Here is a 23,493-nt window from a genome sequence, read left to right on the forward strand (position 1 = left end):
ATGAGGAAGATCGTTCGCGGTCTGGTCGCTTTCGGTATCGCGATGACGGCGAGTGCCGGGCTGGCCGTCGAAGCCGGCGCGGACGACGATGCATTGCCCGAAGGCACGCTGGAGGGCATGTACACCTACAACGGGGCCGGCACCACGGCGACGTGGAAGATCTACCCGCTGTGCGTCCCGACGGTGGGCGACGGGCGCGTTCCGCTGAACCTGGCGATCGGCTGCAGGCTGCAGGTCGAAAGCAATGGCCCTCCCGGGCAGGCCGGCTCCTACCGGCTGGCCAACGGTCAATGGAGCTACCACACCCCGCTGTTGGCCGGCACTCGCTGTCCGGACGGCAGCACCGCCGGCAGTGAAGAGATGTACCAGTTCGACACGTCGCTGCGCGGCACCTACACCCAGTCGCACAACGCAGTCTGCGGCTGGCAGCCCGGGCTGGAAAAGCACCCGTTCACGCTGACGTTCGTCTCGCCGCTGCCCAATCCGGTCGTCCGCTACCCGCTGACCTGTCAGGACAACCCGGTCCACCTGTGTAGCTGAGCCGTCAGGCTCCTAGGTCGCCGTGTCGGCGAGGGCGTCGAGGAAGGACCGCGCCCAGCGGTCCACGTCGTGGGCCAGTACCTGGCGGCGCAGTGCGCGCATGCGCCGGCGGCCCTCTTCGACGGTCTGGTTGACCGCCGACTCGATGACATCTTTCACGCCTTCCAGGTCGTGCGGGTTGACCAGGTAGGCCTGCCGTAATTCCGCTGCGGCGCCGGTGAATTCACTCAACACCAGGGCGCCGCCCAAGTCGCTGCGGCATGCCACGTACTCCTTGGCGACCAGGTTCATCCCGTCGCGCAGCGGGGTGACCAGCATGACGTCGCTGGCCACGAAGAACGCGATCAGCTCGTCGCGGGGGACCGGACGGTGCAGGTAGTGCACCACCGGATGGCCGACCTCGCTGTACTCGCCATTGATATGGCCGACTTGACGTTCGATGTCGTCGCGCAGGATCTGATAGCTCTCCACCCGTTCACGGCTGGGCGTCGCCAGCTGCACCAGCACGGTGTCGTCCCGCTTGGCGCGCCCCTCGGCGAGCAGCTCATTGAACGCCTTGAGCCGGACGTCGATCCCCTTGGTGTAGTCCAGACGGTCCACCCCGAGCAGGATCTTGCGGGGGTGGCCCAACTCGGCCCGGATCTCCTTGGCCCGCCGCCGGATTCCCCGCTCGCGTGCCTTGCGGTCGAGTTCGCCGGAGTCGATCGAGATGGGAAAGGCGCCGACCCGCACGGTGCGGTCTGCCAGGCTCACCTCGCCGAACCTGCTGCGCACGCCGACCGCGCCACGCGAGGTGGCCGCGCCGGTCAGGTTGCGGGCCAGGAACAGGAAGTTCTGCGCGCCGCCGGCCAGGTGGAAGCCGACCAGGTCGGCGCCGAGTAGCCCGTCGACGATCTCCTTGCGCCAGGGCAACTGCATGAACAGCTCCACCGGAGGGAAGGGGATGTGCAGGAAGAAGCCGATGGTCAGGTCGGGGCGCAGGGTCCGCAGCATCTTGGGCACCAGCTGCAGCTGATAATCCTGGACCCACACTGTTGCGCCCGGAGCCGCGGCCCGGGACGTTGCCTCGGCGAACCGGCGGTTGACGTCGACGTAGCGGTCCCACCACTGCCGGTGGTAGATCGGCTTGACGATTACGTCGTGATACAGCGGCCACAGCGTGGCGTTGGAGAAACCCTCGTAGTAGTCGGCGATGTCGGTGGCACTGAGTGCGACCGGGTGCAGTCGCAGGTCCTCGATGTCGATGGGCGCGTCGGGTACGTCCAGGCTGCCTGCCCAGCCCACCCAGGCGCCGCGGCGCTTACGCAGCAGCGGCTCCAGCGCGGTGACCAATCCGCCAGGGCTGCGTTTATACGCTGTCGTGCCGTCGGGCAGTACCTCGATGTCGATGGGTAGCCGGTTGGCCACCACGACGAAATCGGAATCTCCGGTTTCATCCGCGGCGTGGCCCCCCGACACCGGCATTTACGCCCCGTGCTTCTCGGTGTTGGGCGGACTGATCCCGAGCATGGACAGAAAGACCCGACACTCGTCGGCGTCCTCGGCGTAGGCGGCCACGACTCGCCGGGCTTGACGTGCTGTGCTGTCGGCCAGTGGCTCCACGGCGTCGATGTCGGCGTGTTCGGATTTAGCAGGCATGAGTCGACTCTAGCGAAGTGCGCCGTAACCTGTGGGGCGGACGACACCGAAGGCGGAGGTTGAGAGGCCATATGGAGACCACATCTGAGCAGGTCGGGGATCTCGTCGACTATGAAACCGTCGACGATGGGCGCATCGCGCGGATCTGGCTGAACCGCCCGGAGACCCACAATGCGCAGAACCGCACCCTGCTGGTGCAGCTCGATGAGGCATTCGCCCGGGCCGAGGCCGACGACACCGTGCGGGTGGTGATCTTGGCCGCGCGGGGCAAGAATTTCTCTGCCGGTCATGATCTGGGTTCGGAGGCCACGCTGCTCGAGCGGCGCCCCGGGCCGGCGCAGCACCCGACGTTTCGATCTCACGGCGCCACCCGGGAGCCGATTGTGGAGAAGACATATCTGCAGGAGTGGCACTTCTTCTTCCAAAACACCTGCCGGTGGCGGGACCTGCGCAAAATCACCATTGCGCAGGTGCAGGGCAACGCCATCTCGGCCGGGCTGATGCTGATCTGGGCCTGCGACCTGATCGTGGCCGCCGACAATGCCCGATTCTCCGACGTGGTCGGTGTACGCCTGGGCATGCCGGGTGTGGAGTACTACGCCCACCCATGGGAATTCGGTCCCCGCAAAGCCAAAGAGTTGCTGCTGACCGGGGACTCGCTGGACGCCGACGAGGCCCACCGGCTGGGTATGGTCTCCAAGGTGTTTCCGGCCGACGAGCTGGCGGACAAGACGCTGGAATTCGCGCGGCGCATTGCGAAGCTGCCGACCATGGCCGCGCTGCTGATCAAGGATTCGGTGAACGGCGCCGCCGACGCGATGGGCTTCACCGAGGCGCTGCGGCACGGCTTCCACATCCATCAGCTGGGCCATGCCCACTGGGCGGCCCACAATGAGAACCGGGCCCCGGTGGGATTACCGCCGGATGTCGAGGACTGGCGCACCGCCAAGCCCACCGCAATAGCGCGCCGCGACGAACCCTGACCCAAGCACCCTCCATCGTTCGGCGAGCCGGGTGCCTACGGCATGGTTCCATAGGTAGAACGTGTTTCAGTTTCGACGTGAGGGGTCGGTGTGCAGCTTTCCTTCGAAGACCGCAGCTACCTGGTCACCGGGGGTGGCAGCGGCATCGGCAAGGCGGTGGCGGCCGGCCTGGCCGCTGCCGGGGCGGACGTTCTGATCGTCGGCCGGGGCGCCGATCGGCTGGCGGCGGCGGCCGCTGAAATCGGGGCGCGCCACTTCGCGGCCGACATCACCGACGAAGACAGTGTGATCGCCGCCGTCGACGCTGCCCTGCAGAAGCACGGCCGGCTGCACGGGGTGGTGCACTGCGCCGGCGGTTCGCAGACCATCGGACCGATCACCCAGATGGACTCCGAGGCGTGGCGGCGCACCGTCGACCTCAACATCAACGGGTCGATGTACGTGCTCAAGCACGCCGGACGGGCGCTGGTGCGCGGTGGCGGCGGCTCGTTCGTCGGGATCTCCTCGATCGCGGCCAGCAATACCCACCGCTGGTTCGGCGCCTACGGCCCGACCAAGTCGGCACTGGATCATCTGATGCAGCTGGCCGCCGATGAGCTGGGTGCGTCGTGGGTGCGGGTCAACAGCATCCGCCCGGGCCTGACGCGCACCGAGCTGGTCGCGCCGATCCTGGACTCGCCGGAGTTGAGCGAGGATTACCGCATCTGCACGCCGCTGCCCCGGCCCGGGGAGGTCGAGGACGTCGCCAACCTGGCCTTGTTCCTGCTCAGCGACGCTGCCGGCTACATCACCGGCCAGGTCATCAACGTCGACGGCGGGCAGATGCTGCGCCGCGGCCCGGACTTCACGGCGATGCTCGAGCCGACGTTCGGCGCGGACGGTTTGCGCGGCGTGGTGGGGGAGTAGACGTGGGCGTGTACGCGGTCACCGGATCGGCATCCGGCATGGGGCGACAGGCGGCGGAGAAGCTACGGGCGGCGGGCCACACCGTGATCGGGGTGGACCTGCGCGACGCCGACGTCATCGCGGACCTGTCCGGCCCCGAGGGACGAGCGGCGGCGGGGGAGCAGGTGCTCGCTTTGTGCGGAGGCCGCTTGGACGGGGCGGTGCTGGCCGCCGGCATCGGGCCGACTCCGCGGGCGACGCGGCTGATCCTGCAGGTCAACTACTTCGGGGTGGTCGAGCTACTGGAGGCATGGCGGCCGGCGCTGGCCGCATCCGGAGCCGCCAAAGTGGTGGTCGTCGCCAGCAATTCCACCACCACGGTGCCTGCGGTGCCGCGGTCGGCGGTGCGGGCGCTGCTGGCTGGGAAAGCGGCCAAGGCAATGCGCAGGCTACGGCTGTTCGGCCCGGGTGCGCCGTCGTTCGCCTACGCGGCTTCCAAGATCGGGGTGTCGCACTGGGTGCGTCGCAACGCGGTCGAGCCGTCGTGGGCGGGGGCGGGCATCCGGCTCAACGCGCTGGCGCCGGGTGCGATCATGACGCCGCTGCTGGAGAAGCAGCTCGCCACCCCGGGACAGGAGAAGGCCGTCCGCAGCTTCCCGGTGCCGGTCGGCGGTTTCGGGGATCCCGCCCAGTTGGCCGACTGGATGCTGTTCATGCTCTCCGACGCCGCCGACTTCCTCTGCGGAAGCGTGATCTTCGTCGACGGTGGTTCGGACGCCTACTTCCGCGCCGACGACTGGCCGCGCAGCGTCGGCGTCTTGCGGGTACCGCGCTACCTGATGCGGTTCAAGCGCGGGCAAGATCCGACCCCGGCACCGTGACCGGCGCGGTTCGGCGTTAGCGTGTCTAAAGAGTTTCGGGGACCTGTGAGGAGACACATGCCGGCCGAGTTGAGCCACGACGAGACCTTGCGCGAGGTCACCACCGAGCAGGGGGTACTGCGCTACCACGAAGCCGGTGAGGGGCCGACGCTGCTGCTGCTGCACGGCTCCGGACCGGGTGTGACCGGGTGGCGCAACTACCGTGGTGTGCTGCCGGCTTTCGCCGAGCACTTCCGTTGCCTGGTGCTGGAATTCCCGGGGTTCGGGGTCAGCGATGACTTCGGTGGGCATCCGATGGTGACGGCGTTCGGCGCGGTTCCGGTTTTCGCTGAGGTGCTGGGCCTGGACAAGTTCAGCATCGTCGGCAATTCGATGGGCGGCGCCGTCGGGATCAACTATGCGATCGCCAACCCGGAGAAGGTACGCAAGCTGGTGACCATGGGCGGCATCGGCACCAACCTGCTCACCGCGGGGCCGGCCGAGGGCATCCGGTTGCTGCAGGACTTCACCGACAACCCCAGCCGGGAGAGCCTGATCCGCTGGTTGGAGTCGATGGTCTATGACCCGAAGGTGATTACCGAGGAGCTGATCGAGGAGCGCTGGAAGTTGGCGACCGACCCCGAGACGCTGGCCAGTGCACGGCGGATGTACGGCAAGGAAGCCTTCGCCAACATGACCAAGATGATGCAGGCGTCCAAGGGGCCGCTGCCGTGGGCGATGATGCACCGGGTCCAATGCCCGACGCTGGTCACCTGGGGCCGTGATGACCGGGTCAGCCCGCTGGACATGGCGCTGATCCCGATGCGGACCATTCCGAATGCGGAGTTTCATGTGTTCCCCAACTGCGGGCACTGGACCATGATCGAGGCCAAGGACGCCTTCACCTCGGTGGTGCTGGACTTCCTGCGCCGGTAACGCCGAAGCGAGCTCTCTTGAGCCCCCTGTCAGGATTGAACTGACGACCTACGCTTTACAAGAGCGTTGCTCTACCGCTGAGCTAAGGAGGCGGGTCTAGCCGCTGCCAGCCTAATGGGAGTCGGCCCGGCGGTCGCGGGCAGTCACTCGATGTCGGCGGGGTCGGAGTCGATCACCCGCTGGGAGCGCACCGGCCGCGACGACGGGCGCCGGGTGGACCGGCGGGGTAACAGCGGAATGCGCTCGGCGATGTTGCTCAGCGGGTTGACCACCATCGTCAATGCGATGACGGCCTCCTGCAGCGTCTCGATGGCCGGCTCCAGCGCCTCCATCCCCGGCGCCAGCCGGCTCAACGTGTCGGCGACGTTCGCCAACTGCTCCAGCGGTCCGTTGCGGGCGGTGAGCTTGTCGACCAGACCGCCCTCGGCCAGCAGCCGGTCGGCCAGGCCGTCCTCGGAGAGCAGGCGCTCGATCAGCCCGTCCTCGTCGGTCAGTTGATCCACCAGCCCGCCGGGCTGCAGCGCGCGCTGCAACCCGCCGCCCTCGGCGGTGAGGCGGTCCAGCACACCTCCCGGCCCGGTCAGCTGGTCGACCAGCCCGCCCGGGCTCAGCAGCCGATCCACCGGGCCACCGGGTGCCAGCGCGCGCCCCAGCGGGGCGTCGTCGTCCATCAGTTTGGCCAGCCGGTTGGCCCGGGCGATGGTGTCCTCCAGGCCCAACATGTGTGCCATCGAGTTGCCCGGCCCCTGGGATTGGGATTCCCCGAGCGTCTGGCGGGCCAGCCCGAGCGCGGCCGTGGCCACACCGAGGCCGGCGTCGGCGATCGACAGACCGATTCGCGCCGGAGCGGTCGATACGGCGATCAGCTGCTTGGCCAGGCTCATTTGGCCAGTGTAGGGGCGATCCGAGGCCGATATCAGGTAGTTTGATTGACAACAAACACACAGCTGATATCCAGTTCATTTTCACCCGACCACGAGGGAATAAACCCTATGGGAGCAACAGCTGCACACGACGCTGCGCCAGAGGCCCGCGTCCTCGTCGTCGACGACGAGACGAACATTGTCGAGCTGCTGTCGGTCAGCCTCAAATTCCAGGGGTTCGAGGTCTACACCGCCTCCAGCGGGCCGGCGGCGCTGGACCGCGCGCGGGAGGTGCGTCCGGACGCGGTGATCCTGGACGTGATGATGCCCGGGATGGACGGCTTCGGTGTGCTGCGCCGGCTGCGGGCCGACGGCATCGACGCCCCGGCGTTGTTCTTGACCGCACGCGACTCGCTGCAGGACAAGATCACCGGCCTGACCCTCGGCGGCGACGACTACGTGACCAAGCCGTTCAGCCTGGAGGAGGTGGTGGCCCGGCTGCGAGTCATCCTTCGCCGGGCCGGCAAGGGTGCCGGAGAGTCGCGCAACTCGCGGCTGACCTTCGCCGACATCGAACTCGACGAGGACACCCACGAGGTGTGGAAGGCCGGCCAACCGGTGTCGTTGTCGCCCACCGAATTCACTCTGCTGCGCTATTTCGTGATCAATGCGGGCACCGTGCTGAGCAAGCCGAAGATCCTCGACCACGTCTGGCGCTACGACTTCGGTGGCGATGTCAACGTGGTGGAGTCCTACGTCTCCTATCTGCGCCGCAAGATCGACACCGGCGAGAAGCGCCTGCTGCACACGCTGCGCGGGGTGGGCTATGTACTGCGCGAGCCGCGCTGAACGAATGTCGTCGGGGATTTCCGGGCGTGGGACATAGGGCGAAGAATATGGGGATGCTCAAACCCCCGCGTGGTGTTCTGCCCCTACGGGTGAGCCTGGTCGCCGCCACGCTGGCCATGGTCGCCATCGGATTGCTGGCACAGGGGTACGCCGTCACCACCATCCTGCGGCACCGGCTGATCAGCAGGATCGACGCCACACTCATCGACGCGGCGCACGGTTGGGCCCTGGAACAGCGTGGGCGGCCGCCGTCGAAGGAGGACGAGGACCCCAATGCCGGGCGGCCGCCGACGAGCTTCTACGTCCGCGACGTCGACCCCGATGGCACGGTTTGGACGGTCGTCAACGACCAGAACGCCGAGCCGATGTTGCCGCCGGACAACGATGTGGGATCGGTTCCGATCACGATCGGCTCGGTCGACGGGTCGGGTGTGCAGTGGCGGGCCCTGTCGGTGCACGGTGAGAACGGCAGGTTGATCACCGTGGCCCGGGATCTGTCCGACCCGCGGGCCACGTTGCGCTACCTGGCCTGGTCGCGGGTGGCGATCGGCGTCGGGGTGTTGCTGGTGCTGGGTGCCGTCGGCTATGTCGTGGTCAACCGAAGCCTGCGCCCGCTGGCCGAGGTCGAGCGGACCGCGGCGGCGATCGCCGCCGGCCAGTTGGATCGACGTGTGCCCGAACGCGATCCGCGTACCGAAGTGGGTCGGCTCTCGCTGGCGCTTAACGGCATGCTGGCGCAGATTCAGCAGGCGGTGGCATCCTCGGTCGCCTCGGCGGACAGCGCGCGCGTCTCCGAGGAACGGATGCGCCGGTTCATCACCGACGCCAGCCACGAACTGCGTACACCCCTGACCACGATCCGGGGTTTCGCGGAGTTGTACCGCCAGGGTGCGGCCCGCGACGTCGAGCTGCTGATGTCGCGCATCGAGAGTGAAGCGCGCAGGATGGGCCTGCTGGTCGAGGATCTGCTGCTGCTGGCCCGGATGGACGCCCAGCGTCCGCTGGACCGGAACTGGGTAGACCTGCTGGTCCTGGCCACCGACGCGGTGCACGACGCCCGGGCGATTGCGCCGAACCGGACCATCGAGCTGGAGGTTTTCGACGGCCCGGGCACCCCGGAGGTGGTCGGTGACGAAGCCCGGCTGCGTCAGGTGCTGAGCAATCTGGTGTCCAACGCGCTGCAGCACACCCCGGAAGAGGCCGCGATCACCGTGCGGGTCGGCACCGACAGCGACAACGCGATCCTCGAGGTCGTCGATCAGGGACCCGGGATGAGCGAACAGGACGTCCAGCGGGCCTTCGAACGCTTCTTTCGCACCGACTCGTCACGGGCCCGGGCCAGCGGGGGCACGGGGCTGGGTCTCTCGATCGCCGACTCGCTGACCCGGGCCCATAACGGCACCGTCACTGTGAGCTCCCCGCCCGGCCAGGGCTGCACCTTCCGGGTCTCGGTGCCGCGTCTTGCTGACACGTCGGCCGACAGGGCCGAGATTCCCGCCGAGATCCAATGAGCCTCAGGGGAGTTCGGCCAGCGCAGCCTTGATCTTGGCTTGCGCCTCGTCCAGGGACTCCGGTGAGGGGTTGCGGTCCACGCCGGCGAAACCGAAGTCGGCCAGGCTGCGGGTCGGAAAGACGTGGACGTGCAGGTGTGGGACCTCCAAACCGGCGATGATCATGCCGGCCCGCTCGGTGTCGAACGCCCGGCAGACCGCCTTGCCGATGCGCTGCGCCACGGCCATCACCCCGGCGAAGACGGCGCCGTCGACATCCTGCCATTGGTCGATCTCGGCGCGCGGTACCACCAGCGTGTGGCCCTGGGTCATCGGCTCGATGGTCAGGAAACCGACGACGTCGTCGTCCTCGTAAACGAACCGACCCGGTAGTTCCCGGTTGATGATCTTGGTGAAGACGGTGCTCATGAGCTTCAGCATATGCGTCGACTGCCGGAATTAGCGGCCGGTGCTGCGTATTATCGAGGGCAGGCTGGCGCCCCTGGTGCGGGCCGGTTACGCCAACGGTAGAGGAGATGAGATGTCGTCTGTCGCAACATTTCTCAGCAGCCCCGAGGCGGTCGGCGTCTGGGATCTGGATACCGGGGAGTCGAGTATCCGGTTCGAGAACGGCACGATGTGGGGTGCGCTGAAGGTGCGGGGCGCTTTCACCGATTTCTCCGGCAGCGGCGAGATCAAGGACTCCAAGACCGTGTCCGGCCGTGTCGACATCAAAGCCGCGTCGGTGAACACCGGCCTGGGCACCCGCGATCATGACCTGCGCCGGTCGAACTTCTTCGACACCGACCGCTACCCCGACATCACCGTCGTGGTCACCAGCGGGGAGTCCGCCGGCGGTGACTCCGCGCGGCTCAACGCCGAGCTGACCGTCAAGGGCATCACCGGATCGTTTCCACTCAAGGTCGACGTCACCCCGCTCGGTGACGGGGCGGTGCGGTTGACCACCGAGACGACCGTCACCCGCAAGCAGTTCGCGGTGGAGGGCAACTTTCTGGGCATGGTCGGTAACCGGACCAGGCTCAGGGCCAGCCTGGTCTTCCGGAAGGCCTAGCCCGGCGTTGACTCTGCGCCTACCGGGCAGAAGTGCGAGTAGGTTGCCCGGTCAGCGCAGAGTCAACGGGTGACTTACCGATCGGAGTCGGTGTAGCGGATAATTCCGCGAATGTTCTTGCCTTCCAGCATGTCCTGGTAGCCGTCGTTGATCTGCTCCAGCTTGTACTGGCGGGTCACCATGTCATCGAGATTCAGCTTGCCGGCCTTGTACATCGACAGCAGCTGCGGGATGTCGTACTGCGGGTTGCCGCCGCCGAAGATGGTGCCCTGCAGGTTCTTCTGCAGCAGGGTCAGCATCGACAAGTTGAGCGTGACCTGATTTTCGAGCATGCTGCCCATCGCGGTGAGCACGCAGGTGCCGCCCTTCGACGTCAGGATCATGTAATTGTCGATGTCGGCGCCGTGCACCTCGCCGACGGTGACGATCACCTTCTTGGCCATCAGCCCGGCGGTGACCTCCATCATCCCGCCCATCGCGGCCATGATGTCCGGATAGACGTGGGTGGCACCGAACTTCAGCGCTTGGTCGCGCTTCCAGTCCACCGGGTCGATGACGAAGATGTTGCGGGCGCCGGCATTGACGGCTCCCTGCAGGGCCGACATGCCCACCCCGCCGACGCCGACGATCGCGACGTCCTCACCCGGGCGGATGTCGGCGGTGCGCACCGCCGAGCCGTAGCCGGTGGTCACACCGCAGCCCACCAGGCAGGCCACCTCGAACGGGATCGATGGGTCGATCTTCACCACCGACGTCTTGTGCACCACCATCCACGGCGAGAAGGTGCCGAGCAGCGTCATCGGGTAGACGCCCTGGCCGCGGGCGGTGACCCGGAAGGTGCCGTCGCTGACCGCTACCCCGTTGAGCAGCCCGGCGCCCAGATCGCACAGGTTGCGCATCCCGGCCTGACAGGTCGGACAGCGGCCACAGGACGGGATGAACGACAGCACGACGTGGTCGCCGGGGGCGATGTCCTCGACACCGGGGCCGACCTCGGTGACGATGCCGGCGCCCTCGTGCCCGCCCAGCACCGGGAAGCCCGCCATCGGGATATCACCGGTCATCAGGTGGTGGTCGGAGTGGCACATGCCGGCCGCCTCCAGCTGGATCTTGACCTCGTCTTTCTGGGGGTCACCGATCTCGATCTCCTCGACCGACCACGGCTTGTTGAACTCCCAGAGCAACGCACCCTTTGTCTTCACCACAAACCTGCTTTCATCTCGGATATCCGGCTAGAGAACGGTCCCGGGCCTGGCTCGGGACGTCGGGCAGCCCACTCGTCGAGCCTATAGCCCGCCAGTGCCCGGGGGAAGGCTCTTTCAACCAACTGTCTGTTTGACTGGACACTCGCTGACGCTAGCCGTGGTAAGCGACGTGTAGGTCTTTGACCCCGTTGATCCACCCGGAGCGGAGCCGTTGCGGTTCGGCGAGTTTGGCGATATCGGGCAGCTGGGAGGCGATCTCGTCGAAGATCAGCCGGATCTCCATGCGGGCCAGGTTCGCGCCGATGCAGTAATGCGTGCCCTGTCCGCCGAACGCCAGATGGGGATTGGGGTCCCGCAGAATGTCGAAGCTGAACGGCCGCTCGAAAACTTCTTCGTCGTAGTTGGCCGAGCTGTAGAACAGGCCGACCCGCTGTCCCTGCCCGATGGCCACGCCGCCGATCTCGGTGTCGACCTTGGCGGTGCGCTGGAAGCAGTGCACCGGGGTCGCCCAGCGGACGATCTCGTCGACGGCGGTCTCGGGGCGCTCCCGCTTGTAGAGCTCCCACTGATCGGGGTTCTCCGCGAAGGCGTTGATGCCGTGGGTAATGGCGTTGCGGGTGGTTTCGTTGCCCGCCACCGCCAGCAGGATCACGAAGAACGCGAACTCGGTCTCGCCGAGCGATTCGCCGTCGATGTCGGCCTGCACCAACCGCGTGACGATGTCGTCGGCCGGGCAGCGCCGCCGCTCCTCGGCCATGGTGTAGGCGTAGCCCATCAACTCGGCGTTGGCCATCGCCGGATCGGAGTCGAAATCCGGGTCGTCGGTGTTCATGATCGAGTTGGTCCAGTGAAAAAGCTTCTCCCGGTCCGCCTCGGGTACCCCGATCAGGTCGGCGATCGCCAACAGCGGCAGCTTCATCGCGATGTCGTCGACGAAGTTGCCGCTGTTCTTCTCGGCGGCGGCCGCAACGATGTCCCGGGCCGACTGCGCGAGCTTCTCCTCCAGCGCGCCGACCGAGCGCGGGGTGAACAGTCGTGACACCAGTTTGCGCAGCCGGGTGTGCTCGGGAGGGTCATGGTTGATCAGCAGCGCCTTGGTCAGCTCCAGCTGGTCGGCGGTGATGCCTTCGGGCAGTCGCATCACCGCACCCTTGGCGTTGGTCGACCACACCTCGTTGTCGCGCGAGATCTCTTTGATGTGCTGGTGTTTGCTGATGACCCAGTAGCCGCCGTCATCGAAGATGTTGCTGTGCGCGGGCTGTTCATTCCACCAGACCGGAGCGGTCTTGCGCAGCTCGGCGAACTCGGCGATCGGCATGCCGTGTAGCAGGACGTCCGGGTCGGTGAAGTCGAAATCGGGACCGAACGGACACGCGGATTGCGTTGATGTCAAGACGAACACCTCAATTGTCGCGGGCTGCCGAGTACGACGCCGGGCATACACATCATGGTCATGTGTATGACCGGGTGTCAACCGGTTTTGTGTGGAACGTCGGTGACCAGACCGCCGTCCATGACGAACTCCGAACCGGTGGCATAAGAGGATTCGTCACTGGCCAGAAACACCACGAAGGTGGAGACTTCCTCGGATTCGCCGGGGCGGCCCAGGGGGATGGTGACCATGTCTTCGGGCAGGTGCTCGGTCATCGGGGTGCGGATGAATCCGGGGTGTAGAGAATTGACCCGAATGTTGTGCCGCGCCAATTCAAGTGCGGCGGACTTGGACAGCCCGCGCACCGCCCATTTCGACGCCACGTAAGGGTGCACCATCGGCGCGCCCCGCAGGCCCTCGATCGAGGACACATTGATGATGGATCCGCCACCCGCGGCGATCATCGAGTCGATCACCGCCCGCATACCCAAAAAGGTGCCGTTGAGGTTCACGTCGATCACGTTGTGCCACTGGTCCAGATCGAACTTGCGCAGCGACCCCAACGCGACGGTTCCGGCATTGTTGACCAACACGTTCAACGTGCCGAACGCGCTGATCGCGGCATCCACTGCGGCGGCCCACTGCTCGGGGTCCCGGACGTCGAGATGTTGGTAGACCGCGGCGTCGCCGAGTTCGGCTGCGAGTGCCGCGCCCTCGTCGTCAAGCACATCGCCGACGACGACTTTGGCTCCCTCGGCCACCAGCATCCGTGCGTGGGATGCGCCCATACCGCGCGCGCCGCCACTGATCAGAACTACTTTTCCGTCCACACGCCCCATGGTTTGCTCAGCCTCTCGGTGATTCGTGGTTGTTCCGGTGTGCCGTCAGTCGCCGGGAATCGCCACGACGGCGGGTGCGGAGGCCAGCGGCAGATCGAGGGTGGTGATGATGCCCGCCGGTGCCGCGACCACGGCGGGAACGGCGTTGACGACCCGCCCCACCCCGGCCGCGATGGCCGCGTAGTTGTGGTCGCCGTAGCGGCTGGTCGGGCGGATGTCGACGGTGTAGGACGGCTCGCCGGTGATCTCCACCCGGTAGGAGCCACCCGGTTGGGCCGGCTGTGCCCAGTCCGGCCGCAGGTCGCTGCGCAGCCGGGTGATGTGCTCCACCACGATCAGCGGGTGCCCGTCGACGATGCCGTGGATCTCGAATTTGAGTGCGGCGACACCCCCCTTGGGGATGTGCCCGGCCGCGATGTCGAATGCCTCCGGGGCCGGCTCGCGCTCGGAGGAGTCGGTGATGGCATCCAGGGTCACGCCCAATCCTTTGGCCAGCTCGCGGATCGCAGCGCCCCACGCGATGCTCAAGACCCCGGGCTGCAGCAGCATCGGGACGTCGTCGAGCGAATTGCCGAAGCCCATCACCTCGAACATCACCTCGGCGCCGTCGTAGGTCGCGTAGTCGGCGATCTCCTGACAGCGGATCTGCTCGACGTGCTGGCACGTGCTGGTGAAGGCCAACGGCACCAGGTCATTGATGAACCCCGGATCGACGCCGTTGACGTAGAGACTCGAATCACCCTGCCGGGCAGCCTCTTCGACGGGACCGATGAACTTGTCCGGGATGACACCCCACGGGTACTGCAGCACCCCCGGGGCTGTCCCGATGACGTTGATCCCGGCCGCGAGCAGCCGGCAGACGTCACGCAGCGCGCCGGGCAGCCGGGTGTCGCCCATGGCGCAGTAGACCGCGGCGTCGGGCTTGGCGCCGATGATCGCATCGAAGTCATCGGTGGCGGCGATACCGGTGCGGACGTCGAGGCCGGCCAGCTCCCCGGCGTCTCGGCCCACTTTGGCAGCTGTTGAGACCCACACCGCGATGAGCTCGTAGGCGGGATTGCCGATCAGGCCCCGCAGGGCGATGCGCCCGGCGTTACCGGTGCCGATCAGGGCGACGCGTATGGCCACGTGTTCTCCTGGGCGTGAGTGGTGGGCTACCAGAGCGGAACGGGCGCCTGGCCCAGCGGGTAGTAGCCGGGGAGCTTCTCACCGGCCAGGCTGCGCTCGATGCGCTTCTGCATTCCGCTGGAGAGCTTGCCGGCAGTCATCAGATCCAGGTAGAGCTTCTGGACATGACCGAAGTCGAAGAAGTCGCGCTGCCACTCGATGAGCGGCCGCCCGTCTTTTTCGGTGAGCCGAAACCAGCTTCCGCCGATGCCGTAGATCTCCGATTCGGCGCCGTCGGCGTCGGTGGCGACCTGCTTCCAGAATCCGACGATCTCGCCCTGCTTGTCGTCGATGAGCACCTTTTGGTAGGGGTACTGCCAGTTGTCCAGCCCCGCCATCTCCAGGCCCAGGGCGATCTCGCGGATCTCGTCGATGCCGACGCACATGACGTCCTCTTTGGGGCCGATGTTCCAGCCGTAGGTGGCGTCATCGGCGTAGAAGTCAGCCAGCGGCCGCCAGTCGCCGGCTGCTTCGGCGTCGCGGTTGGCCTGCAGCCAGCGCTCGACCCATTCTTCGTAGAGCTCGCGGGGGAGGGGGGCTGAAGTCGCCATGTCTATTCCTTCTCTTCAATGGACAACGCTCTGGTGGGACAGGCCCGTACGGCCGCTTCTATCTGACGACGGTCGGAGTCCGGGGGTTCGTCGTCGAGGATCTCGACCTTGCCGCGCTTGGGAACCCGGAAATAATCGGGCGCCTCCAGCTCGCACATGGCGTGGCCCTGGCACAGGTCCAGGTCCACTTTGACGTGAAATGTCATGGGCCACGGCCTCCTTATACGCGGCGGCGGCGGTAGCGCACCTTGGCCGGACGGGCCAGCTGCACCACCATCTTGGAGTGGTCGTTGCGGTAGGTCTCCGGCGGCTGCGACATCTCGAAGTCGTACTCGCGCAACAGCACCGAAAAGATCGCTTTGATCTGCATGGTGGCGAACGCCGCCCCCACGCAGCGGTGCCGGCCGGCACCGAACGGAATCCAGGTCCAACGGTGGATGACGTCTTCCTCCCGCGGCTCGTTGTAGCGTTCCGGCACGAACTCGTTGGGCTCGGGGAAGGATTCCGGTATCCGGTTGGAGACCGCCGGCGAGGCCGCCACCATGTCGCCCTCGCGGATCGGGTAGCCGCAGACCTCGAACTCGCCCCTGGCCACCCGCATCAGGATGATCAGCGGAGGGTGCAATCGCAGCGTCTCCTTGAGCACGTTCTCCAGATTCGGGATCTGGCGCAGCGCATGGAAACTCACCTCACCGCCGTCGGCGTAAAGCTCGTCGAGCTCGTTGATAACGGCGCTCAGCGCGTCCTTATGGCGCAGCATCTCGATCATCGTCCACGCGCTGGTCCCCGAGCTGGTGTGGTGCCCGGCGAACATGATCGAGATGATGATGCCGGTGATCTCATCGGCGGAAAACCGCGGGTTGCCATCCTCGTCAGGGATCGACACCATGACGTCGATCATGTCCCGGCGCCTCTTGTCGGTCTCCGGATTGGCGATCCGGCCGTTCATGATGCCCTGCACCAACTCGACCAGCTTGACGCGGGCCTCGTCACGTCGGCGGAAGCTCTCGATCGGCAGGTACGGGTCGACGTAACACAGCGGATCGGTGCCGTTTTCCAGCTCGTAGTACAACTCAGCGAACCGGCCGTCGAGCTCCTCGCGGAACTTCCGGCCGATCAGGCACGCTGTCGAGGTGTAGATGGTCAGCTCGGCGAAGAACTCCAGCAAGTCGATTTCACCGCTCTCACCCCACCCCTCGATCATCTGGCGCACCTCGTGCTCGATGGTGCTGGCGTGCCGCTTCATGTGGTCGCCGCGAAGCGCGGTGTTGTGCAGCATCTCCGCGCGCCGTTCCGGCGGCGCGTCGAAGACCACGCCGTTGCCGAAGATCGGGGTCATGAACGGGTAGGCCGCAGCCTGGTCGAGTTCGTCGTCGGTGGAGCGGAAGAAGAACTCGTTGGCTTCGGCGCCGGTCAGCAGCACCACCTTGCGGCCGGCCAGGTCGAACCAGCCGACGTCGCCGCATTCGTCGCGCACCCGCTGCATCAAGGCGATCGGGTCGGTGCGGAACTCCTCGAGGTGGCCGTGCTCGGCCTCGCCGCCGGAGACCCGGGGAACCTCAGTGCTGACGGTCATGACGGCATTCCTTCCTCGCCCAATTGCAGGTGCTGGCGGTCGGAGTCGGTTTCGTGCAGCGGCGCCTCCGGCTGCACCTCCAAGTTGACGACGTGCGCACCGCGCGGTGTCTCCGCGACGAATGCGATGGCGCGGGCCAGATCGGCAGGCCGCAGGAAGTAGCTGTGCCGGGCCTGGCCCCACTTGGCCCAGTCTTCAAGCATCGGACCCACCTGCTCGGCGGAGAGCTTCCAGCCCATCTCGGTCAGGGTCGGGCCGGGATGCACGATCGAGGCCCGGACCCCGGTGCCCTCCAACTCCATCCGCATGTTGCTCACCATGGCGACAAGTGCGGCTTTGGCGGCGCCGTAGGCGCCCATGTGCGGGCGCTGCTGCAGCGCGACATCGGATCCGACGAAGATCACGTCGCCGCGCCGGCGGGCCACCATGTCCGGCACCACCGCGGTGGCGAGCCGGTTGGCGCCGATCAGGTGGACCTGGATCTGGTCGTTGAATGCCTCAGTGCTCATCTCGTGGATGCGACCGGGGGACATGTCGCCGGCTCCGGAGACCAGCAGCTCGATCTCGCCTAAAGCGTCGATACTCTGGGCCACAAATGATTTCACTGACTCGACATCGGTGACATCCAGCGGAAATGCCACCGCCTCACCGCCGTCGGCGCGGATCTTGTCGACGAGCTTCGCCAACTTATCCGCGCGGCGCGCTCCCAGGGCCACCGGGAAACCGCGGCGTGCCAGCTCTTCTGCCGTGGCGGCACCGATACCCGAGGACGCACCCGCGACGATGGCGGGCCGTCGGGCCGGGGGTGGATCGAAACGTGGCACCTACGCCTCCTTGATGGTGATCGGGAGGTCGGCGAATCCGCGCACATTCGATGAATGCACCCGCACCGCATTGGCTTCGTCGACCTGGTAATCGCTGATCCGGTTGAACAGTTCGTCGAGCGCCACCCGGGCCTCCATCCGGGCCAGGTGCGCACCGAGGCAGAAGTGGGCGCCGCTGCCGAAACTGAGCAGCTTGGAGCCGATTTCACGGCCGATCCGGAAGTCGTCGGGGTCTTCGAAGACCCGTTCGTCGCGGTTTCCGGAGCCGGGCAGCAACAGCACCACGTCACCGGCGGGGATGGTGGTGTCGTGCAGGGTGTAGTCCTGCGCGGCGGTGCGCGCCAGGATCTGGCTGGGCGTGTCATAGCGCAGCGTCTCCTCCACCCATAACGGGATTCGGGAGCGGTCGGCGAACACCGAGGCCAGCTGGTCGCGGTTGCGGTGCCCCCAGTAGATGGAGCTGCCCAACAACTTGGTGGTGGTCTCGTTACCGGCGATCACCATCAGGAACAGGAACGCCAGGATCTCCTGGTCGCCGAGCCGGTCTCCGTCGACCTCGGTCTCCAGCAGCGCCGAGGTCAGATTGTCGGCCGGCGTCTCCTTGAAGTCGGCGATCATCTCGTTGTAGTAGGTCATCAGATCCACCGATGCCTGAATCGCCGACGGCGGAACATCGGTCACCCCGTCCTCGCGGTGCAGTACCCCGTCGGCCAGCTCGCGGATCCGCGCCCGGTCGGCTTCGGGAACACCCATCAGTTCGGAGATGACATCCATCGGCAGTTTGCCGGCGAAGTCGTTGATGAAGTCGAACGAGCAGGTGCCGTCGGGGCCGGGCTGGATCGCGGTGTCCAGATGCTGGCGTGCCAATCGCACCACTTTCGGTTCGAGCTCGCGGATCCGGCGCGGGGTGAAGCCCTTGGACACCAGGGTGCGAAGCCGCAGGTGCTGAGGATCGTCCATCGCCAGGAACGACATCACCAGCTGCGCATGCGGGCCGCGGGAGACGGGATCGAGTGAGACACCGTCGCGGTTGGACAGCGCGTCACTGTTGCGGAACCCGTGCAGCACATCGGAGTGACGCGAGATCGCCCAGAAGTTCAGCTCCTCGTTGCGATACACCGGCGCCTCGTCGCGCAGCCGCCGGTAATACGGGAACGGGTCCTCGTGAAAGTCGTAGTCGTACGGGTTGAGGACCGGCGGGCCCGAAGTCTCGGAAATCACGGTCGGCAGGCTCATCGTGATGCTCCTGATTCGAGGATCAGGCTGACCACGTAGGCCAGCCGGTCGGTGATCTGGTGGTAGCTGAAGGCCCCGCTGCCGGCGTTGACCAGCGCTCCGAAGAACGTCATCTCCAACGCCGAGACGACTTGGGGGTCCGCGCCGGGACCCATCGCCGAGGCGATGCGACGGTGGATCTCCGCGCCGATCCGGTCGCGCACCGTGCGGACCGCCGGTTCGCCGCCGCCGCCGAGCAACGCCGCTGTGCAGGCCGCCGCCACCTCGGGCTCGTCGGCGACCACCAGCGCCAGGTGCCGCAGTGCCTGATTGACGCGCTGGGGCATCGGTTCGTTGACGTCGGTGAAATAGGGGACCTGACGGACCAGGTCCAGATACACCTCGGCGATCAGGTGGTTCTTCGACGAGAAGTAGGTGTAGGCGGTCGCCGGGGCGACCTTGGCGCGGGCGGCCACCGCGCGGACGGTCAGATCCGCGTAGGACTTCTCCCGCAACATCTCCACGCCGGCCGTCAGCACCTTGCGGAAGGTCTCCTCCTGGCGACGGTTGCGGGTGGCGACATCAGTAGATGTGACTGCCGCCACCGATTCGCTGGACACGTGTCCAACCTAGCTGAAGGCGGTTTGGTTAGGCAAGTCCGCTGGGAAGCCAGGGTTTTATGCCCGGCGGGTTGCGGGACCTGCGATGCTGCAGCTAGGGTTCGATCGAGCCATAACGGACAAGTGTCCAATTTTTGACCGGCACCGCAACCAAGCTCTGGGAGTGAATGATGGCGCTACTGGCCGACGGTGTGAGCCGTCTGCTCATCGACGGAAAGCTCGCCTCCGGTGGGGCCGGCGGCTTCGCCACCGTCAACCCCGCCACCGAGGAGGTGCTGGGCGAGGCGGCCAACGCCGACGCCGCCGACATGGACCGCGCCATCGACGCGGCACGGCGGGCCTTCGACGACACCGACTGGTCGACCAACACCGGGCTGCGGGTGCGCTGCGTGCGCCAGCTGCGCGACGTGCTGCGCGAGCACCTGGAAGAGCTGCGGGAGCTGACGATCTCCGAGGTGGGCGCGCCCCGGATGCTGACCGCCGGTGCCCAGCTGGAAGGCCCGATCGATGACCTACGGTTCGCCGCGGACACCGCAGAAGGCTACTCGTGGACGCAGGATCTCGGTCATGCCACCCCGCTGGGAATTCCCACCCGGCGCTCGGTGGTGCGGGAAGCGGTCGGCGTCGTCGGCGCCATCACCCCGTGGAACTTCCCGCACCAGATCAACCTGGCCAAGCTCGGCCCGGCGCTGGCCGCCGGTAACACCGTGGTGCTCAAGCCCGCACCGGATACCCCGTGGGTCGCAGCGGTCATCGGCGAGTTGATTGCCGAGCACACCGATATGCCGCCGGGTGTGATCAACATCGTCACCTCCACTGACCACACACTGGGCGCCATGCTCGCGAAAGACCCTCGGGTGGACATGGTTTCGTTCACCGGGTCGACAGCCACCGGCCGCAGTGTGATGGCCGACGCGGCCGCCACCATCAAGAAGGTCTTCCTGGAGCTGGGCGGCAAGTCCGCCTTCGTGGTGCTCGACGACGCCGATCTAGCCGCGGCCTGCTCGGTGGCGGGGTTCTCAGTCTGCGTGCACGCCGGGCAGGGCTGTGCGATCACCACCCGGCTGGTGGTACCGCGTGCCCGATACGACGAGGCGGTCGCGATCGCGGCCGGCACCATGGGCTCGATCAAGCCGGGCGATCCCACCAAGCCGGGCACGGTGTGCGGCCCGGTCATCTCGGCGCGCCAGCGCGACCGGGTGCAGAGCTACCTGGACCTGGCCCTGGCCGAGGGCGGCACGTTCGCCTGCGGTGGTGGGCGCCCGGCCGAGCAGGCCGCCGGCTTCTTCATCGAACCCACCGTGATCGCGGGGCTGACCAATGAAGCCCGGGTGGCCCGCGAGGAGATCTTCGGCCCGGTGCTGACCGTGATCGCCCACGACGGCGACGACGACGCGGTGCGCATCGCCAACGACTCGCCGTACGGGTTGTCCGCAACGGTCTACGGTGCCGACGCCGACCGGGCGGCCGGGGTGGCGTCCCGGCTGCGCGCCGGCACCGTCAACGTCAACGGCGGGGTCTGGTACTCCGCGGACGTGCCCTTCGGCGGGTACAAACAATCCGGCAACGGCCGGGAGATGGGTGTCGCCGGGTTCGAGGAGTACCTGGAGACCAAAGCCATTGCGACAGCGGCGAACTGACTCAAGACCTAACGATCCGAAGGAGATGGCGCAGATGGGGCAATTCGACGGCAAGGTGGCCATCGTCACCGGTTCCGGCGGCGGGATCGGCCAGGCGTACGCCCAGGCGCTGGCCGCCGAGGGGGCCGCGGTGGTGGTCGCCGACATCAACACCGAGGGCGCGCAGAGCGTAGCCAAGCAGATCGTCGCCGACGGCGGCAAGGCTCTGGCGGTGCACGTCGACGTCTCCGACCCCGAGTCGGCGCAGGCCATGGCCGACGCCGCGGTGGCGGAGTTCGGCGGGATCGACTACCTGGTCAACAACGCCGCGATCTTCGGTGGCATGAAGCTCGACGGCCTACTGACCGTGCCGTGGGACTACTACGAGAAATTCATGCGGGTGAACCTGGACGGCGCGCTGATCTGCACCCGCGCAGTCTATGAGCACATGGCCAAGCGCGGTGGCGGCGCCATCGTCAACCAGTCCTCTACCGCCGCATGGGTTTACTCGAATTTCTACGGCCTGGCCAAGGTCGGCATCAACGGCCTGACCCAGCAGCTCTCCCGCGAACTGGGTTGGCGCAACATCCGGATCAACGCGATCGCACCCGGGCCGATCGACACCGAGGCCAACCGGACCACCACCCCGCAGGCCATCGTGAAGCAGATGGTGCAGACACTGCCGCTGTCCCGGATGGGCACGCCCGACGACCTGGTTCCGATGTGTCTGTTCCTGCTGTCGGACTCCGCATCGTGGATCACCGGACAGATCTTCAATGTCGACGGCGGACAGATCATCCGGTCATGAGCACGACTGATATGAAGCCCCGCCTCGGCTACATCGGGCTCGGGAACATGGGTGCGCCGATGGCCCAGCGCCTGGTCGATTGGCCCGGTGGCGTAACGGTATTCGATGTGCGGGCCGAAGCGATGGGCCCGCTGACCGATGCCGGGGCCAAGCAGGCCGACAGCGTCGCCGGTGTCGCCGCCTCAGCCGACATCATCAGCGTCACAGTGCTCGACGACGCCCAGGTCCGCGAGGTCGTCGCCGAACTGGCGGCCAACGCCAAACCGGGCACCGTCATCGCGATCCACTCGACGATCGCCGACACCACGGCCGCCGAATTGGCCGAGGCCCTCAAGCCGCAGGGCATCCACGTCATCGACGCACCGGTCAGCGGTGGCGCCGGTGCCGCCCAGAAGGGCCAGCTGGCCACCATGGTCGGCGCCGAACGCGCGGTCTACGAACAGATCAAGCCGGCGTTCAAGTGCTGGGCGTCACTGGTCATCCACGCCGGAGAGCCGGGCGCCGGCACCCGAATGAAGCTGGCCCGCAACATGTTGACGTTCACCGCCTACGCAGCGGCCGGAGAGGCCATGAAGTTGGCCGAGGCGGCCGGGCTGGATCTGCAGGCGCTGGGCCGCGTCGTGCGTCACACCGACGCGCTCACCGGAGGGCCCGGGGCCATCATGCTGCTCGACTCGACGGCGCCCCTGCCCGCCGAGCATTTCCTGCGCGAGGCGTTCACCCACACCCGCGGTCTCGGGGAGAAGGACCTGCGCCTCGCACTGGCATTGGGGCAGGCCACCGGAGTCGACCTCCCGCTGGCCCAGGTGGCGCTGACCGAGCTCGCCGCCGGCCTGGGCGTGCCGCACACCGACGACTAGGAGAGATCTGATGGACGAACTGCGCCGCACCGGCCTGGCCAAGATGAACGAGGTCTACGCCTGGGAGATGCCGGACATGCCGGGCGAGTTCTTCGCGCTCACCGCCGATCACCTGTTCGGCAGGATATGGACCCGACCCGGACTCTCCATGCGCGACAAGCGACTGATCACCCTGGCGGTAGTCACCGCGCTGGGCCAGAAGGACCTGGCCGGGATTCAGGTCAACGCCGCGCTGCACAACGGTGAGATGACCGAGGACGAGCTGCGCGAGATGGTCATCTTCATCACCCACTATGTCGGCTTCCCGCTGGGGTCGGTGCTGAACAGTGTCGTCGAACAGGTCATCGCCAAGCGGAGCAAAGCTGCCGCCGCGGGCCAGGGTGAAGACAAGAAGGCCAACGTCGATGAGGTATTGGCCCGGGAAGCGGGTAAAACGCGCGACTGACGGTTCTCGGGCAACTCTCGTCTTCGGGTCAGTGCCGACCCCGCGACATACGGGGTTGCCCAACGTGAGCTTCTAGTCGTTGACGACGGCAGCGAGATCGCCGCGGTGTTCTGGTGGCCGCGCTGCGCGGTGCGCGACCGCAAAGCCCCGATTCGGGCCGCAAAGCTAGCGCAGTTACGACCTGCGTGACCCGCGGGCGTCCGAGGCCTGCTGGCCCGGTGCCGAGCCAATTTTTCCGTGCTGACAGCCGGCGAGGTCGTTTCGGTCGGCGTCGGT

Annotated in this window: 26 protein-coding genes and 1 tRNA gene; 12 read left to right on the top strand and 15 right to left on the bottom strand. The window is 66.8% G+C overall.

Going from position 1 to position 23,493, the window contains the following annotated elements; all coding sequences use genetic code 11:
* The gene (locus tag G6N23_RS02220) at positions 1 to 540 is read left to right on the top strand and encodes a hypothetical protein (RefSeq protein ID WP_085261568.1); all 540 of its coding nucleotides are present in this window, start codon (positions 1 to 3) and stop codon (positions 538 to 540) included.
* 12 nt (positions 541 to 552) lie between these two features.
* Here the strand turns inward: G6N23_RS02220 and G6N23_RS02225 are convergent, their stop codons facing one another.
* The gene (locus G6N23_RS02225) at positions 553 to 2,004 is read right to left on the bottom strand and encodes an alpha,alpha-trehalose-phosphate synthase (UDP-forming) (protein WP_085261569.1); all 1,452 of its coding nucleotides are present in this window, start codon (positions 2,002 to 2,004) and stop codon (positions 553 to 555) included.
* The gene (locus G6N23_RS21420) at positions 2,005 to 2,178 is read right to left on the bottom strand and encodes a hypothetical protein (RefSeq protein ID WP_095174030.1); all 174 of its coding nucleotides are present in this window, start codon (positions 2,176 to 2,178) and stop codon (positions 2,005 to 2,007) included.
* 71 nt (positions 2,179 to 2,249) lie between these two features.
* Between G6N23_RS21420 and G6N23_RS02230 the strand changes: the two genes are divergently transcribed.
* From G6N23_RS02230 to G6N23_RS02245, 4 genes are all read left to right on the top strand, one after another.
* Positions 2,250 to 3,161: an enoyl-CoA hydratase gene (locus tag G6N23_RS02230; protein WP_085261570.1), complete on the top strand. Its 912-nt coding sequence runs from the start codon at positions 2,250 to 2,252 to the stop codon at positions 3,159 to 3,161.
* A 90-nt stretch (positions 3,162 to 3,251) separates the two neighbouring features.
* Complete coding sequence (locus G6N23_RS02235; RefSeq protein ID WP_085261571.1) at positions 3,252 to 4,067, top strand: SDR family oxidoreductase; 816 nt, start codon at positions 3,252 to 3,254, stop codon at positions 4,065 to 4,067.
* Between the two features lie 2 nt (positions 4,068 to 4,069).
* Complete coding sequence (locus tag G6N23_RS02240) at positions 4,070 to 4,927, top strand: SDR family oxidoreductase (RefSeq protein ID WP_085261572.1); 858 nt, start codon at positions 4,070 to 4,072, stop codon at positions 4,925 to 4,927.
* A gap of 57 nt (positions 4,928 to 4,984) precedes the next feature.
* Complete coding sequence (locus G6N23_RS02245; protein ID WP_085261573.1) at positions 4,985 to 5,842, top strand: alpha/beta fold hydrolase; 858 nt, start codon at positions 4,985 to 4,987, stop codon at positions 5,840 to 5,842.
* Between the two features lie 20 nt (positions 5,843 to 5,862).
* Here G6N23_RS02245 and G6N23_RS02250 read toward each other — a convergent pair.
* Together G6N23_RS02250 and G6N23_RS02255 are read right to left on the bottom strand one after the other, a co-directional pair.
* Positions 5,863 to 5,934 (bottom strand) — tRNA-Thr (locus G6N23_RS02250).
* 51 nt (positions 5,935 to 5,985) lie between these two features.
* Complete coding sequence (locus G6N23_RS02255) at positions 5,986 to 6,726, bottom strand: hypothetical protein (RefSeq protein WP_085261574.1); 741 nt, start codon at positions 6,724 to 6,726, stop codon at positions 5,986 to 5,988.
* Between the two features lie 108 nt (positions 6,727 to 6,834).
* Here G6N23_RS02255 and G6N23_RS02260 point away from each other — a divergent pair, with 108 nt between their 5' ends.
* Together G6N23_RS02260 and G6N23_RS02265 are read left to right on the top strand one after the other, a co-directional pair.
* Positions 6,835 to 7,554 carry a response regulator transcription factor gene (locus G6N23_RS02260; protein WP_085261575.1) on the top strand — a complete coding sequence of 240 codons (720 nt, stop codon included), beginning with the start codon at positions 6,835 to 6,837 and terminating at the stop codon, positions 7,552 to 7,554.
* 53 nt (positions 7,555 to 7,607) lie between these two features.
* Entirely contained in the window at positions 7,608 to 9,065 is a 1,458-nt protein-coding gene (locus tag G6N23_RS02265) for a sensor histidine kinase (protein WP_085261848.1), read from the top strand.
* 3 nt (positions 9,066 to 9,068) lie between these two features.
* On the opposite strand, the gene G6N23_RS02270 is transcribed toward G6N23_RS02265, so the two are convergent.
* Positions 9,069 to 9,473 carry an HIT family protein gene (locus G6N23_RS02270; RefSeq protein WP_065288238.1) on the bottom strand — a complete coding sequence of 135 codons (405 nt, stop codon included), beginning with the start codon at positions 9,471 to 9,473 and terminating at the stop codon, positions 9,069 to 9,071.
* Between the two features lie 112 nt (positions 9,474 to 9,585).
* Here G6N23_RS02270 and G6N23_RS02275 point away from each other — a divergent pair, with 112 nt between their 5' ends.
* Complete coding sequence (locus G6N23_RS02275; protein ID WP_085261849.1) at positions 9,586 to 10,116, top strand: YceI family protein; 531 nt, start codon at positions 9,586 to 9,588, stop codon at positions 10,114 to 10,116.
* A 74-nt stretch (positions 10,117 to 10,190) separates the two neighbouring features.
* Here the strand turns inward: G6N23_RS02275 and G6N23_RS02280 are convergent, their stop codons facing one another.
* The 10 genes from G6N23_RS02280 to G6N23_RS02325 form a co-directional block, all read right to left on the bottom strand.
* A complete protein-coding gene (locus G6N23_RS02280) occupies positions 10,191 to 11,318 on the bottom strand; it encodes an NDMA-dependent alcohol dehydrogenase (protein ID WP_085261850.1) in 1,128 nt (375 codons plus the stop codon).
* 154 nt (positions 11,319 to 11,472) lie between these two features.
* Positions 11,473 to 12,723 (bottom strand): cytochrome P450, encoded by a 1,251-nt coding sequence (locus G6N23_RS02285; protein WP_372508903.1) that lies wholly within the window; start codon positions 12,721 to 12,723, stop codon positions 11,473 to 11,475.
* 68 nt (positions 12,724 to 12,791) lie between these two features.
* On the bottom strand, positions 12,792 to 13,532 hold the full coding sequence (locus tag G6N23_RS02290; RefSeq protein WP_085261576.1) for a glucose 1-dehydrogenase: 741 nt from the start codon (positions 13,530 to 13,532) through the stop codon (positions 12,792 to 12,794).
* Positions 13,533 to 13,577: 45 nt separating this feature from the next.
* Positions 13,578 to 14,660: an NAD(P)H-dependent amine dehydrogenase family protein gene (locus G6N23_RS02295; RefSeq protein ID WP_085261577.1), complete on the bottom strand. Its 1,083-nt coding sequence runs from the start codon at positions 14,658 to 14,660 to the stop codon at positions 13,578 to 13,580.
* 26 nt (positions 14,661 to 14,686) lie between these two features.
* Positions 14,687 to 15,250, bottom strand: coding sequence for a nuclear transport factor 2-like protein (locus tag G6N23_RS02300; RefSeq protein ID WP_085261578.1), 564 nt, complete (start codon positions 15,248 to 15,250; stop codon positions 14,687 to 14,689).
* 2 nt (positions 15,251 to 15,252) lie between these two features.
* Complete coding sequence (locus G6N23_RS02305; RefSeq protein ID WP_085261579.1) at positions 15,253 to 15,456, bottom strand: ferredoxin Fdx; 204 nt, start codon at positions 15,454 to 15,456, stop codon at positions 15,253 to 15,255.
* Positions 15,457 to 15,470: 14 nt separating this feature from the next.
* A complete protein-coding gene (locus G6N23_RS02310; RefSeq protein ID WP_085261580.1) occupies positions 15,471 to 16,826 on the bottom strand; it encodes a lanosterol 14-alpha demethylase in 1,356 nt (451 codons plus the stop codon).
* The gene (locus G6N23_RS02315) at positions 16,823 to 17,650 is read right to left on the bottom strand and encodes an SDR family oxidoreductase (RefSeq protein ID WP_085261581.1); all 828 of its coding nucleotides are present in this window, start codon (positions 17,648 to 17,650) and stop codon (positions 16,823 to 16,825) included. The genes G6N23_RS02310 and G6N23_RS02315 overlap by 4 nt, the downstream gene beginning before the upstream one ends.
* Positions 17,651 to 18,886 (bottom strand): cytochrome P450, encoded by a 1,236-nt coding sequence (locus G6N23_RS02320; RefSeq protein ID WP_085261582.1) that lies wholly within the window; start codon positions 18,884 to 18,886, stop codon positions 17,651 to 17,653.
* Entirely contained in the window at positions 18,883 to 19,485 is a 603-nt protein-coding gene (locus G6N23_RS02325) for a TetR family transcriptional regulator (protein ID WP_085261583.1), read from the bottom strand. Before G6N23_RS02325 ends, G6N23_RS02320 begins: the two co-directional genes overlap by 4 nt.
* 170 nt (positions 19,486 to 19,655) lie before the next feature.
* On the opposite strand from G6N23_RS02325, the gene G6N23_RS02330 reads away from it, so the two are divergent.
* From G6N23_RS02330 to G6N23_RS02345, 4 genes are read left to right on the top strand one after another with little or no spacing between them, the layout of a single operon-like run.
* A complete protein-coding gene (locus G6N23_RS02330) occupies positions 19,656 to 21,125 on the top strand; it encodes an aldehyde dehydrogenase (protein ID WP_085261852.1) in 1,470 nt (489 codons plus the stop codon).
* A gap of 34 nt (positions 21,126 to 21,159) precedes the next feature.
* Positions 21,160 to 21,912 carry an SDR family oxidoreductase gene (locus G6N23_RS02335; RefSeq protein WP_085261853.1) on the top strand — a complete coding sequence of 251 codons (753 nt, stop codon included), beginning with the start codon at positions 21,160 to 21,162 and terminating at the stop codon, positions 21,910 to 21,912.
* Entirely contained in the window at positions 21,909 to 22,772 is an 864-nt protein-coding gene (locus tag G6N23_RS02340; RefSeq protein ID WP_085261584.1) for an NAD(P)-dependent oxidoreductase, read from the top strand. Before G6N23_RS02335 ends, G6N23_RS02340 begins: the two co-directional genes overlap by 4 nt.
* A gap of 10 nt (positions 22,773 to 22,782) precedes the next feature.
* Entirely contained in the window at positions 22,783 to 23,217 is a 435-nt protein-coding gene (locus G6N23_RS02345) for a carboxymuconolactone decarboxylase family protein (protein ID WP_085261585.1), read from the top strand.
* The last annotated feature ends 276 nt before the right edge of the window (positions 23,218 to 23,493 follow it).

This window comes from Mycolicibacter terrae (assembly GCF_010727125.1).
Lineage (GTDB): Bacteria > Actinomycetota > Actinomycetes > Mycobacteriales > Mycobacteriaceae > Mycobacterium > Mycobacterium terrae.

Coding starts and splice junctions, on each gene's coding strand:
- G6N23_RS02265 (WP_085261848.1), top strand. CDS start 7,608: ATGCTCAAACCCCCGCGTGGTGTTCTGCCCCTACGGGTGAGCCTGGTC.
- G6N23_RS02320 (WP_085261582.1), bottom strand. CDS start 18,886: ATGAGCCTGCCGACCGTGATTTCCGAGACTTCGGGCCCGCCGGTCCTC.
- G6N23_RS02230 (WP_085261570.1), top strand. CDS start 2,250: ATGGAGACCACATCTGAGCAGGTCGGGGATCTCGTCGACTATGAAACC.
- G6N23_RS02305 (WP_085261579.1), bottom strand. CDS start 15,456: ATGACATTTCACGTCAAAGTGGACCTGGACCTGTGCCAGGGCCACGCC.
- G6N23_RS21420 (WP_095174030.1), bottom strand. CDS start 2,178: ATGCCTGCTAAATCCGAACACGCCGACATCGACGCCGTGGAGCCACTG.
- G6N23_RS02310 (WP_085261580.1), bottom strand. CDS start 16,826: ATGACCGTCAGCACTGAGGTTCCCCGGGTCTCCGGCGGCGAGGCCGAG.
- G6N23_RS02335 (WP_085261853.1), top strand. CDS start 21,160: ATGGGGCAATTCGACGGCAAGGTGGCCATCGTCACCGGTTCCGGCGGC.
- G6N23_RS02290 (WP_085261576.1), bottom strand. CDS start 13,532: ATGGGGCGTGTGGACGGAAAAGTAGTTCTGATCAGTGGCGGCGCGCGC.
- G6N23_RS02255 (WP_085261574.1), bottom strand. CDS start 6,726: ATGAGCCTGGCCAAGCAGCTGATCGCCGTATCGACCGCTCCGGCGCGA.
- G6N23_RS02270 (WP_065288238.1), bottom strand. CDS start 9,473: ATGAGCACCGTCTTCACCAAGATCATCAACCGGGAACTACCGGGTCGG.
- G6N23_RS02275 (WP_085261849.1), top strand. CDS start 9,586: ATGTCGTCTGTCGCAACATTTCTCAGCAGCCCCGAGGCGGTCGGCGTC.
- G6N23_RS02220 (WP_085261568.1), top strand. CDS start 1: ATGAGGAAGATCGTTCGCGGTCTGGTCGCTTTCGGTATCGCGATGACG.
- G6N23_RS02330 (WP_085261852.1), top strand. CDS start 19,656: ATGGCGCTACTGGCCGACGGTGTGAGCCGTCTGCTCATCGACGGAAAG.
- G6N23_RS02245 (WP_085261573.1), top strand. CDS start 4,985: ATGCCGGCCGAGTTGAGCCACGACGAGACCTTGCGCGAGGTCACCACC.
- G6N23_RS02260 (WP_085261575.1), top strand. CDS start 6,835: ATGGGAGCAACAGCTGCACACGACGCTGCGCCAGAGGCCCGCGTCCTC.
- G6N23_RS02300 (WP_085261578.1), bottom strand. CDS start 15,250: ATGGCGACTTCAGCCCCCCTCCCCCGCGAGCTCTACGAAGAATGGGTC.
- G6N23_RS02225 (WP_085261569.1), bottom strand. CDS start 2,004: ATGCCGGTGTCGGGGGGCCACGCCGCGGATGAAACCGGAGATTCCGAT.
- G6N23_RS02340 (WP_085261584.1), top strand. CDS start 21,909: ATGAGCACGACTGATATGAAGCCCCGCCTCGGCTACATCGGGCTCGGG.
- G6N23_RS02345 (WP_085261585.1), top strand. CDS start 22,783: ATGGACGAACTGCGCCGCACCGGCCTGGCCAAGATGAACGAGGTCTAC.